Raw genomic sequence first — 11,276 nt, forward strand, 5'->3', positions numbered from 1 at the left:
CAGGCGCGGGCCGGATGGTCAGCCGGCGCTGTTGGCGGGGCGGGGGCGGCCTTGCGCGGCACGTTGGAAGAGACAGGGGCGGGGACCGGGGCCGGCTCCGGCCGGGGTGGCGGCGCTTCCAGCCAGCGGCGCGGTGTTTCGTCCACCGCCACATCGGCCCCGGCGCTGACCAGAAAGGCCAGCGCGGCGGCAGCTTCGGTGGGGTTCAGCGTCAGCGTCACGACCGCCCAAAAGCATCAGTCTGGCCCGTCTGGTCAAGCCCTTGCCATCGGGCTATCTGGTGAATGATGGCAAGGCCGCGCCAGCCCGATGCGGCGCGACGATGATGGGGAAGCGACACGTGAGCGAACGGGAATCCATGCCCTATGACCTGGTGATCGTGGGCGGCGGGCCGGCAGGCCTTTCGGCGGCGATCCGGGCCAAGCAGGAAGCGCAGCGGCTCGGCGTGGAGCTTTCGGTGTGCATCCTCGAAAAGGGCAGCGAGATCGGCGCGCATATCCTGTCGGGCGCGGTGGTTGACCCCAAGGCGCTGGACGAACTGCTGCCGGAATGGCGGACGATGGATTCGCCGCTCACCGTGCCGGTCACCGAGAACCACCACTGGGTGCTGACCGAGACGAAGAAATACGACTTCCCGCATGCGCTGCTGCCGCCGTTCATGCAGAACAAGGGCTGCTACACGGTGTCGCTGGGCAATCTGTGCCGTTGGCTGGCCGGACAGGCCGAGGCGCTGGGCGTCGAGATTTTCCCGGGCTTTGCCGCGGCCGAAGTGCTGTTCAACGATGATGGCAGCGTGAAGGGTGTCGCCACCGGCGACATGGGCATCGCCAAGGACGGTTCGAAGAAGGACAGCTGGACCCCCGGTCTGGAAATCCACGCCAAATACACCTTCTTCGCCGAAGGCGCGCGCGGGCATCTTTCGAAGCAGATCATCAACCGCTTTGACTTGCGCAAGAACAGCCAGCCGCAAATCTATGGCATTGGCCTGAAGGAATTGTGGGACATTCCGGCCGAAAAGCATGTGCCTGGTCGGGTGATCCACAGCCAGGGCTGGCCGCTCTCTGACGCCAATGGCGGTGGCTTTCTCTATCACCAGGCCAATGGCCAGGTCGCGCTCGGCTTCTCGGTGTGGCTCAACTACGACAATCCGCACCTCTCGCCGTTCGAGGAGTTCCAGCGCTGGAAAACGCACCCGGCGATCCGCGAAATCCTGGAAGGCGGCCGCCGCGTGTCCTATGGCGCGCGGGCTATCAACGATGGCGGCTGGCAGGCGGTGCCGAAACTGACCTTCCCCGGCGGCGCGCTGATCGGCTGTTCGGCCGGATTCCTGAACGTGCCGCGCATCAAGGGCAGCCACACCGCGATGAAGACTGGCATGATGGCCGCCGAAGCCGCGGTTGCCGCCATCGCTGCCCAGCGCGGCGGCGACGAGCTGACGGATTATGAGGCCGCCTACAAGAAGAGCTGGGTGCATGAAGAGCTGAAGATGGTCCGCAACGTGCTGCCCGCGGTCGAGAAGTTTGGCACCACGGTCGGCACTGCCATGGGCGGCATCATGATGTGGATGGAATATCTGGGCTACGAACTGCCCTTCACCTTCAAGCTGACGCCCGACAACACCCACATGCGCCGCAAGGATGACGCGCCGAAGATCGTCTATCCCAAGCCGGATGGTGTGATCAGCTTCGATCGCCTGTCGAGCGTGTTCCTCTCCAACACCAACCACGAGGAAGACCAGCCCTGCCACCTGACGCTGAAAGACCCGTCGGTGCCGATCGAAGTCAATTACGCGCTCTATGACGAGCCGGCGCAGCGCTATTGCCCGGCGGGCGTGTATGAAATCGTCGGCGTGGAAGACAATGCCCCGCGCCTGCAGATCAACGCGCAGAACTGCGTGCATTGCAAGACGTGCGATATCAAGGACATGACGCAGAATATCAATTGGGTGGTGCCGGAGGGGGGCGGGGGGCCGAACTATCCGAATATGTAGCGCAGCCGGGCGGGTGCGCGTGCCGCGCACCGACTCCGGCAAGCTCGGCCGGCGACCAAAAAGGGCGGCTCTCCAGCCGCCCTTTTCGTGTGTCGTCCGACGGCGTGGCTCCGCCACGCCCTTGTTCCTTCCTTCTTCTTCCCCCTAACGGACTCGGCGGCTCCGCCGCCGGCCGCGCCTCCAAGCGCCCTTAGCCGGATCAGTGGTCCACGCCTCTCATCCCACCCCCATCCCCTCCCGCAAGCGGTAGGGGAGCCGTTGACACCCCCTCTCGACATTCCCCCCACACCCCGCCATCCTCGCCCCCACATGCGCGCCCTCATCCCCGTCATCGCCCTGCTGGCGCTCACCCCCGCTCACGCCGCCAGGCCAGTGCGGTCGGCGGAATCCGCACTCCATGCCTATGTGATCGGCCGCTATGCCGTGCTCGACAACGAGGTCGGACTGGCGGCGCGGCTGATGGAGGAGGCGCGGGTTGCCGATCCGACCGCCGGCACGGTGACGCGCCGTGCCTGGGAACTGGCGCTGGCCAGCGGTGACCAGCCGCGCGCCTTCCAACTGGCGCGCACTCTTGCGGCCGCGGGGGCCAGCGATCCCGACGTGACCATCACCCGCATCGCCGAGGCCCTTGTGCGCAAGGATTGGGCGCTGGCGGCGAGCCTGCGCCCGAAACTGGGCCGGCAGGGCTGGCCAACGGTGGCCGGGCCGGTGATCGATGCCTGGCTGGCGGCCGCGCGTGGGGATGCGCCGGCGGCACTGAACCTGCTCGATCCGCAGCGTTATCAAGGCTTTCTGCGCGGCTATATTGCCGAACAGCGCGCGCATCTGCTGGCCAGCCTGGGCCGCTGGGACGAAGCGGCGGCCGCCTATCGCCAGGCCCGGGCCGGCGGCGGACCGGCCCCGATGTTCCTGCGCCAGGGCCAGGCCGATGCGCTGGTGATGGCCGGCCGCAAGGACGAGGCGCTGGCGGTGCTCTACCCCGGTGATCGGCCGACCGCCGTGGCGCGCGAGCGGTTGCAGGCCGGCAAGCGGATTGGCCCGTTGGCGGCCGAACCGCGGCAGGCGCTAGCCTGGCTGGCCGTGCGACTGTCCACCGATCTGGCGCGCGAACGATCGGATCCGTTGGCGCTGATGTTTGCCCGGCTGGCCAGTTTTCTGGCCCCGGAACAGCCGGTGACGTGGCTGACAGTGAGCGATATGCTGGGCCGCGCCCACCAGACCGAGGCAGCGCTGGCCGCGCTCGACAAGGTGCCTGAGGGGCTGGGCCTGGAAGAGGCGGTGCGCGCGCGACGGGCTGATGTGCTGGAAGACGCCGGCCAGGTGGCGGCGGCCGGACAGTTGCTGCAAAAGGCGGCCGAGGCGCCGGGAGCGTCGGCCGATGATTGGGCCGGGCTGGCTGCCTGGCACCAGCGCGGCGGGCGTTTTGCCGAATCGGCCGCCGCCTATGGCACGGCGATTGAACGTTTTTCCAGGGACATGGGGGCTTCGGCGTGGAGCCTGTTCTATCAGCGCGCCATGATGCGTGACCGGGCGGGGGATTGGCCGGGGGCGCAGGCCGATCTGCGCGCCGCGTTGGCGCTGTTTCCCGACGAGCCAGGGGCGCTCAACTATCTCGGCTATGGCCTGCTCGATCGCGGTGAGAAATTGCCGGAGGCGCGCAGCCTGATCGAGAAGGCGGCACAGCTGCGACCCGGCGATGGCGGCATCATCGACTCGCTGGGCTGGCTGCAGCTGCAATCTGGAGAGGCCGACAAGGCGGTGGCAACGCTGGAACGGGCGGTCAGCCTGGAGCCGCAGGATGCCACCATTGTCAGTCACTTGGGCGACGCGTTGTGGCGACAGGGCCGCCGGATCGAGGCGCGGTTCCGCTGGCGGCAGGCGCTGGCGATGGACACCGGCCCGGACGAGAAGCGCCAGTTGCAGGCGCGGCTCGATTATGGGCTGGATGCCGCACCGGCGATGCTGGCGACCCGATAGGCTCTTGCGCCGCGCCCTGTGCCGCGCCACAGCCGCCGCGCGATGATCGTCGAACATGCCCCGGCCAAGATCAACCTGGCGCTGCACCTGCGGCGGCGACGTCCGGATGGCTATCATGATCTGGAAAGCATCTTTGCCTTCACCGCGTTTGGCGACACGCTGCGCGGGACGGCGGCGGAGGGGCTGACGCTCACGCTTTCGGGTCCAACCGCTGCCGGCGCGGACGTGGGGGATGACAATCTGGTGCTGCGCGCTGGCCGGGCGTTGGCGGCCGCTGCCCGCCTTTCCCCACGCGGCGCCCTGCACCTTGAAAAGCGCATTCCGGTCGCAGCCGGGCTGGGCGGCGGCTCGGCGGATGCGGCGGCGGCGCTGCGGCTGCTGAATCGGCTGTGGGGCCTCGACTGGCCGCTGGAGCGGCTGGCGGCATTGGCCGAGCCGTTGGGTGCCGATGTGCCGGTGTGCGTTTACAGCCAGACGAGGTTCGGGGCCGGGAAGGGGGAGGCGCTGTCGCCCTGGCCGCAGGATTTCGCCGGTGCGCCGGTGCTGCTGGTCAATCCCGGTGTGGCGGTGGCGACGGGGCCGGTGTTTGCCGGCTGGGACCAACGCGACCTGGGCCCAATCGACCCGGCCGCGCCGCTCTCCGCCTTGCGCAACGACATGACCGCTGCCGCCGTCGCACTGCAGCCGGTGATCGCCGATGTGCTGGCGGCGCTGGAACGTGGCGGGGAGGCGACATGTGTGCGGATGAGCGGGTCCGGCGCCACCTGCCTGGCGCTCTATGCCGACACGGCGGCGCGTGACCGGGCGGCGGCGGCGCTGGCCGGGACGGGCTGGTGGCTGTGCCCGACGCAGATCGTGTGAGTCGGTTTTCGAGTCGCGCTCAGGCAAATCAAGTGCGACTCGAAACATCGCCCTGAGTCGCGCTCGATTTGCGTGAAAAATGCGTGCGTGCAGTGCGATAAATGCCCTACGTCATTCAGGCAAACCATTGAAAACACGTTGCCGCGCTGCAACAAGCTGATTTGCGCTCAAAATAGCGGTTGACGGGCTTCTGAGCGTGACTTAGAACGGCCTCAGTTGATTTGAGTAGCGCTCAGCCCCGGCTCAACCCTCCCCCCTCGGGCCCCGGCGGCGCTGCTCAAATCAGCCGGAATTCAGATCACGATCCGCGGTGCTCATTTGTTCAAACGGGCCCGCAGCAACAGGAGAAGACCCATGTTCAACCGTATCATCGCCCTGCCGCTCGCCATCGTCGCCGCCGCAACCTTCGTGGGCGCCGCCGCCACCCCGGCCGCCGCTGCCGCCCCGGTCAGCTGCAAGGCCACCCCGGCGCAGATCCGCACCCTGGCCGAAGCCAAGGGCGGCGAAGACGCTGCCAAGGCCATCAAGCTGGTCTCCACCGGCGAGAAGCTGTGCGAAGCCGACGCCAAGTTCGAAGCCACCAAGAAGTTCGCCGCCGCCGCCAAGCTGCTCGGCACCGAACTGGCGGCCCTGTCGACCGCCACCAGCGGCCAGTAATTTCGGGCAGCCCCGCACTTCGGGGCCGCTTTTTCCCTTTCATCCTCTCCCAAGGATGCCCCTACGGCCCGGTGGCTTGCCACCGGGCCTATTTTTTGCGCCCCGGTGGTTCGCCACCGGGCCTTTTTTCTTGGGGCCCGCACCGCTATGCCAGAGAGGATGAGCCTGCCCGAAATCCTGCCCGGCACCGCCGATCTGCTGCTGATCGCCGATCATGCCTCGGCCAGCGTGCCGCCGGGCATCGATCTCGGCATTCCGCCGGCGCTGCTGAATGATCATATCGCCGTCGATATCGGCACCGATGCGCTCACCCGTCGCCTCGCACGCGCGCTGTCGGCCCCCGCCATCATCGCCACCGTCTCGCGGCTGGTGGTGGACCTCAACCGCGATCCCGCCGATCTGGGCGCGGTGCCGGCCAGCAGCGACGGCCACATGATCCCCGGCAACTGGACCATCCCGGCCGACGAACGCGAAATGCGCATCGCGGCCATCCACACCCCCTATCACGACGCCATCGCCCGCCAGATCGCACACGCGCGCCCGGCGCTGATCATCGCCGTCCACAGTTTCACACCCTGCCTCGCCACCCGTCCCGACGAACAGCGGCCCTGGCCCGTCGGCATCCTCTACAACCAGGACGACCGCGCCGCCCGCCGCGGCCTCGTTGCCCTGGCCAGCAGGGGGCTGCACGTCGGCGACAACCAGCCCTATTCCGGCCGCGACCTCAACTACACGTGTGACCGCCACGCTGAAGCCGCCCACATCCCCTATCTCGGCATCGAAGTCCGCAATGACGGGCTGCAGACGAAGGAAGGCGTAGCCCGCTGGACGCATATCCTGGCGGACTGCATCGCGACGGTGCGGCGGGGGTTGTAGGGGGAAGGAAGGGAAGGGAGGCCTCCGGCGGGCAGGGATTCACTCCCTGCACTCGTTCGATTTGAGGCGGCCCTACCCCAAAAAATTGCCCGTCATTCTGGCGTAGGCCAGCATCCATCGTGGCCAGTGGGCAATACATGGGCCATTTTGCTCCCTGCTGCAGAGTGGATGCTGGCCTGCGCCAGCATGACAGGCAGGGTAGATTGTCCCCTTCTGCTTGGTATGGGCGGCCCTAACAAAAGTGGGTGCAGGGCCTCAGGCCCTGCCCGCCGGAGGCCCCTTTCCTTCAAACCGACAATGAAGCGTCCCCTTCCAGCACCCGCTGTTCCAGCACCGGCGCCTTGCCTGGCGCCCACAGCGGCGCGCGGTGGGTGACGCGGTAGCGCAGGGGGCCGCCATCCGGCGTGGTGGCGCGGGTGACGGGGCGGGGGATGCAGACGAATTCGGTTTCGATGGCGTCGGCGCTGGCGGTGACCACGGCATAGCCATGGCCGGCCATGTCCACGAAGCTGAGGTGGGGGGCGACGTCGGGGTTGGTCAGTGCGCGGGCTTGGGCGATGTCGCCGCTGGCGGCATATTCCAGTGCCGCGCGAACGCCGCGTTTGAGGGTGAGGTTGATGGTGGCTTCCGGTGCGGCGCCGGGGGATTTGCGCACGAACAACGGCAGCAGAGGTGAAGGTTTGCGATATTCGTTGGCCTCCGCCATGCCGGCGGCGGAGATCGAGCCCGTTATGAAGCTGAGGCCGACGGGGGCAAAGCCGGCCGGCGGCAGGGTGGGGCTGGCATAGCCGGCCCAGAAGCTGTGGCGATCGCCGGAGATGGTGACGAAGCCGGCCACGCCCTGGTCGCGGACATGGTTGTAGATCTCGCCGCGTTCGGCAAAGGCGCCGCTGAGGTCTGGCCCGCCGAAGGTGCCGAAATGCTGGCCGGGCCAGGGTGTTGCGACCAGGCCGGCGGGCAGGTTCTGCGGATCGGTGCGCATGTCGAGCGGGCCGTTGGTGGCGCCCCAGATCTTCCAGGTTGCAGTGGAGTGTTGCAGCCGCTGCTTCAGCCAGGCCTTCTGGGCGCGGCCGAGCACGGTGTAGGGTGCTTCGTCCTTGCGGAAATTGGGGATGGCCTTGTCGCCCACCTGGATCGTGGCGGGCGGGTTGCCACCCGCATAGGCGCGGCCGCCGTCGATGATCTCCATCCATTCCTGCGGGATCACCGGCCATTCGCCGGAATCGAGCGCCTGGGCTTCGGGCCGGTCGGCCGGGTGGGCCATCTTGTAACTGTGCAGATCGGTGAGGATCAGATCGACATGGCGGCCATAGCGCAGGGCGCGATAGGCGGTCATGCTGCCCACCGCGATGCGGTTGTTGGGCTCGGTGCCGAAACCGTCCTCGTCGAATGTCGTGATGGGCGCCTTGGCGACGGTTGGCGGATGGAATTGATCGAGCCCGCCGCCGGCGGCGTTGTGGACGCGCGACGGCACATATTCCCACCAGGCTTGGTTGGCGGCGACCCGCAGCGGCTGTGCCGGTTCGGGATCAACGCCGGGATAGCGGATCATGCTCTGCCAGCCCATCCAGGAAAATTCGTGATTGTCGCCGATGGCGACGAAGGGGAAATGCGCGCGGGCATCCTGGATGTCGGGATCGTCGATATGGGCGCGATAGACGTGGCGATAGCCGGCGAGATTGGTGGGCACGTGGAAATTGCCGATCTTGCGGGCATCGGGCACGCGGCCGAGATCGTGGGTGGTGCGGCCATAACGGTGCGGCACCTCGTCGGGATATTGCACGACTTCATAGATGAAATCGCCGAGGTGGAGGATGAAGCCGAGCTTGCGGTCGGCAGGCGCCTGTTCATCCTCCCAGATCATGCGGCGATAGGCGTTCTGCGCGCCTTCGTTGACGCTGTTGCACGACACGAAGGCAAAGCGCACCGGGCGCGGATCGTCGGCGCGCGGCGCGGTGATGGTGCGGCCGATGCGACTGCCGGCGCCGCTCTCGTCGGTGAAGCGATACCAATGGACGGCGGCAGAGGTGAGGCCGCCAACGAGGGCGCGGCAGGTCCAGTCGGCGGCAGCCAGCACCGGCACGCGGGCGGTGGCGACGACCCGGCGGAAATCAGGGTCGAGCGCGACTTCGAGGGTGAGCTTGTGGCGCGTGCCGCTGTCGAAGGGGCGGCGGGTCCACAGCATGACGCTGTGTTCATCAGGATCGCCGGAGGCGACGCCTTGCGGGAAGGCGGCGCGATCTTCGCGCCAGGGCGTGCGCGAGGCGGCGGCGCGTGTTGCCCAGGCACCGGAAACGCCCAGTGCGGCGGCGCCTGCCAGAAATTGCCGTCGGTCCATCCTGCCCTCCTGCTTTTGCGTCATGCTTGTGTAATACAGCGCAGCGGTCAAGCCGGGCGAATGGGGGCAGGGCAGCAAACGCGAGGCTTGACCGCATCGCCCCGATTGGGCAGGGCAAGATTGTTAGCCAAAGAGGCCCTGAAATGACAAGATTCGACAAGTCCAAGCTGCCCAGCCGCCATGTTTCGGTGGGACCGGAGCGAGCGCCGCACCGGTCTTACTATTATGCCATGGGGCTTTCCGAGGAGGAGATTGCGCGGCCGTTCGTCGGCATTGCCTCGGCCGGCAATGACTCGGCGCCGTGCAACACCACGCTCGATGCGCAGGCCGATGCGGCGCGGATCGGGGTGAACGAGGCCGGGGGCATGCCGCGGCGGTTCAACACCATCACGGTGACGGACGGCATTGCCATGGGCCACCAGGGCATGAAGGCGTCGCTGGTGTCGCGCGATTGCATTGCGGATTCGGTCGAGCTGTCGATGCGCGGCCATTGCTATGACGCGCTGATCGGCTTTGCCGGCTGCGACAAGAGCCTGCCGGGCATGATGATGGCGATGCTGCGGCTGAATGTGCCGTCGATCTTCGTCTATGGCGGCTCGATCCTGCCCGGCCGCTTTGAAGACAAGGATGTGACCGTGGTCGACGTGTTCGAGGCGGTGGGCGGGCACGCGGCCGGCAACTGCCCGCTCGCCCGGCTGACGGCGCTGGAGAAGGTGGCGTGCCCCGGCCATGGCGCCTGTGGGGGGCAATATACCGCCAACACCATGGCGTGTGTAGGCGAGGCGATTGGCCTCTCCCTACCCAACAGCAACATGGCGCCGGCCCCCTACCAGAGCCGCGCCGACATCGCGATTGCGGCGGGCAAGCAGATCATGACGCTGCTGGAAAAGAATATCCGCCCGCGCGACATCTGCACGCGCGAAGCCTTTGAGAATGCGGCGCGGATCGTGGCGGCGACGGGCGGTTCCACCAACGGCGCGCTGCACCTGCCAGCGATGGCCAACGAATGCGGGGTGAAGTTCGACCTGTTCGACATGGCCGAGATCTTCAAGACGACGCCCTATATCGCCGACCTGAAGCCCGGCGGCAAATATGTGGCCAAGGACATGTATGATGCCGGCGGCGTCTACATGGTGCTGAAGACGCTGTTTGATGCTGGCTTCATCCACGGCGATTGCCTGACGGTGACCGGCAAGACGCTGGCCGAGAATATCGACGAGATCAGCTGGAACCCGGATCAGAAGGTGATCTACCCGGTGTCCAGCCCGATCACGCCCACAGGCGGCGTTGTGGGCCTGAAGGGCAGCCTCGCGCCTGATGGCGCCATCGTGAAGGTGGCCGGCATGAAGACGCTGCAGTTCCGTGGTCCGGCCCGCGTGTTTGACTCAGAGGAGGCCTGCTTTGCCGTGGTGGAGCAGCGCGGCATCGAGCCGGGCTGCGTGATCGTCATCCGCTATGAAGGGCCCAAGGGCGGGCCGGGGATGCGCGAGATGCTGTCCACCACCGCCGCGCTTTATGGCCAGGGCCTGGGCGAGCATGTGGCGCTGATCACCGATGGGCGTTTTTCGGGCGCGACGCGCGGCTTCTGCATCGGCCATGTCGGGCCGGAAGCGGCGGAAGGCGGCCCGATCGCGCTGATCGAGGATGGCGACATCATCAGCATCGATGCCGAAGCCGGCACCATCGAGCTGGAGGTGGATGATGCGACGCTCGCCGCCCGCCGCGCGAACTGGGTGCCGCGCCAGACCGATTACCAGTCGGGCGCGATCTGGAAATTCGCGCAGACGGTGGGCCCGGCGCGGCTGGGAGCGGTGACGCATCCCGGCGCCAAGGCGGAAACCCACGTGTTTGCCGATATCTGAACTCTTCCCCTCTCCCGCAAGGGGAGAGGGGTTAAAGCGGATAGCGCTTCCACACCCGGTCCACCCGTGTGCCATCACTGAGCGGCACATCGCGCACGATGTCGTGATCGATGAAGCCCTGGCGGGTGTAGAAGGTGAGGCCGCCCACATTGTCGGCGCGGATCACGGCGTTGAGGGCGGTGAGGCCGAGTTCGCGGGCACGCGCCTTGGTGGCGGCAAACAGCGCACTGCCCACACCGCGCTGGATGCCATCGACGCGGGTGAAGGTGCCGATGTCACCAATGTCGGCGGGCAGCGCATCGAGGCGGCCCAGCGTCTGGAAGCCGAGCAGCTGGCCGGTCTCACTGTCCACCGCGACGAAGCAGCAGATCACCTTGGGGCCGGTGAGATAGGCCGAGTCCAGCGCCTCGGCCGTGTAGGGCGTTTGCAGGGCGGTGGTGCCGCCGCGGGCGATGATGGCGTTGAGCAACTCGGCCAGTTCGGCGGCATCACTGGAGAGGACAGGGCGGACGATCATGGCGGCCCTTGTGCCGCCGCCCCGGCTTTGTGACAAGGCGCCGATGTTGCAACCCGATTCTGGCCCCACGATCGTCACCGCCGCGGCCATGCGCGCGGCCGAGGCGGCGGCGATTGCGGCCGGCACCCCGGCGCTTGCCCTGATGGAACGGGCGGCCGACGGGGCGGCGCGGGCGATCATGGCCTTTGCCCCGGCGCG

At 67.4% G+C, this 11,276-nt stretch carries 8 protein-coding genes and 2 pseudogenes; 7 read left to right on the forward strand and 3 right to left on the reverse strand.

Annotated elements, in window-relative coordinates; all coding sequences use genetic code 11:
* Window positions 1-221 (reverse strand): annotated as a pseudogene (locus GJ693_RS10035) (hypothetical protein); the annotation flags it as partial.
* A gap of 119 nt (window positions 222-340) precedes the next feature.
* Between GJ693_RS10035 and GJ693_RS10040 the strand changes: the two are divergent.
* The 5 genes from GJ693_RS10040 to GJ693_RS10060 all read left to right on the forward strand — a co-directional run bounded on the left by GJ693_RS10040 (window position 341) and on the right by GJ693_RS10060 (window position 6,361).
* The gene (locus GJ693_RS10040; RefSeq protein ID WP_156256173.1) at window positions 341-1,990 is read left to right on the forward strand and encodes an electron transfer flavoprotein-ubiquinone oxidoreductase; all 1,650 of its coding nucleotides are present in this window, start codon (window positions 341-343) and stop codon (window positions 1,988-1,990) included.
* 309 nt (window positions 1,991-2,299) lie between these two features.
* Window positions 2,300-3,967 (forward strand): tetratricopeptide repeat protein, encoded by a 1,668-nt coding sequence (locus GJ693_RS10045; protein WP_156256174.1) that lies wholly within the window; start codon window positions 2,300-2,302, stop codon window positions 3,965-3,967.
* Between the two features lie 42 nt (window positions 3,968-4,009).
* Window positions 4,010-4,828, forward strand: coding sequence for a 4-(cytidine 5'-diphospho)-2-C-methyl-D-erythritol kinase (locus tag GJ693_RS10050; RefSeq protein ID WP_156256180.1), 819 nt, complete (start codon window positions 4,010-4,012; stop codon window positions 4,826-4,828).
* A 354-nt stretch (window positions 4,829-5,182) separates the two neighbouring features.
* On the forward strand, window positions 5,183-5,485 hold the full coding sequence (locus tag GJ693_RS10055) for a hypothetical protein (RefSeq protein WP_156256175.1): 303 nt from the start codon (window positions 5,183-5,185) through the stop codon (window positions 5,483-5,485).
* A gap of 159 nt (window positions 5,486-5,644) precedes the next feature.
* A complete protein-coding gene (locus GJ693_RS10060; RefSeq protein ID WP_156256176.1) occupies window positions 5,645-6,361 on the forward strand; it encodes an N-formylglutamate amidohydrolase in 717 nt (238 codons plus the stop codon).
* 286 nt (window positions 6,362-6,647) lie between these two features.
* On the opposite strand, the gene GJ693_RS10065 is transcribed toward GJ693_RS10060, so the two are convergent.
* Window positions 6,648-8,699 carry an alkaline phosphatase D family protein gene (locus GJ693_RS10065; protein ID WP_156256177.1) on the reverse strand — a complete coding sequence of 684 codons (2,052 nt, stop codon included), beginning with the start codon at window positions 8,697-8,699 and terminating at the stop codon, window positions 6,648-6,650.
* A 143-nt stretch (window positions 8,700-8,842) separates the two neighbouring features.
* Here GJ693_RS10065 and ilvD point away from each other — a divergent pair, with 143 nt between their 5' ends.
* Complete coding sequence (gene ilvD / locus GJ693_RS10070; protein ID WP_156256178.1) at window positions 8,843-10,561, forward strand: dihydroxy-acid dehydratase; 1,719 nt, start codon at window positions 8,843-8,845, stop codon at window positions 10,559-10,561.
* 31 nt (window positions 10,562-10,592) lie between these two features.
* Here the strand turns inward: ilvD and GJ693_RS10075 are convergent, their stop codons facing one another.
* Window positions 10,593-11,078, reverse strand: a complete 486-nt coding sequence (locus tag GJ693_RS10075; RefSeq protein ID WP_156256179.1) for a GNAT family N-acetyltransferase — start codon at window positions 11,076-11,078, stop codon at window positions 10,593-10,595.
* Here GJ693_RS10075 and GJ693_RS10080 point away from each other — a divergent pair.
* Window positions 11,077-11,276: pseudogene (locus GJ693_RS10080) on the forward strand (hypothetical protein); the annotation flags it as partial. The gene GJ693_RS10075 and the pseudogene GJ693_RS10080 sit on opposite strands and share 2 nt — an antisense overlap.

Origin of the sequence: Sandarakinorhabdus oryzae, assembly GCF_009733735.1 — a bacterium.
In the GTDB taxonomy this organism is placed as follows: Bacteria; Pseudomonadota; Alphaproteobacteria; order Sphingomonadales; family Sphingomonadaceae; genus Sandarakinorhabdus; species Sandarakinorhabdus oryzae.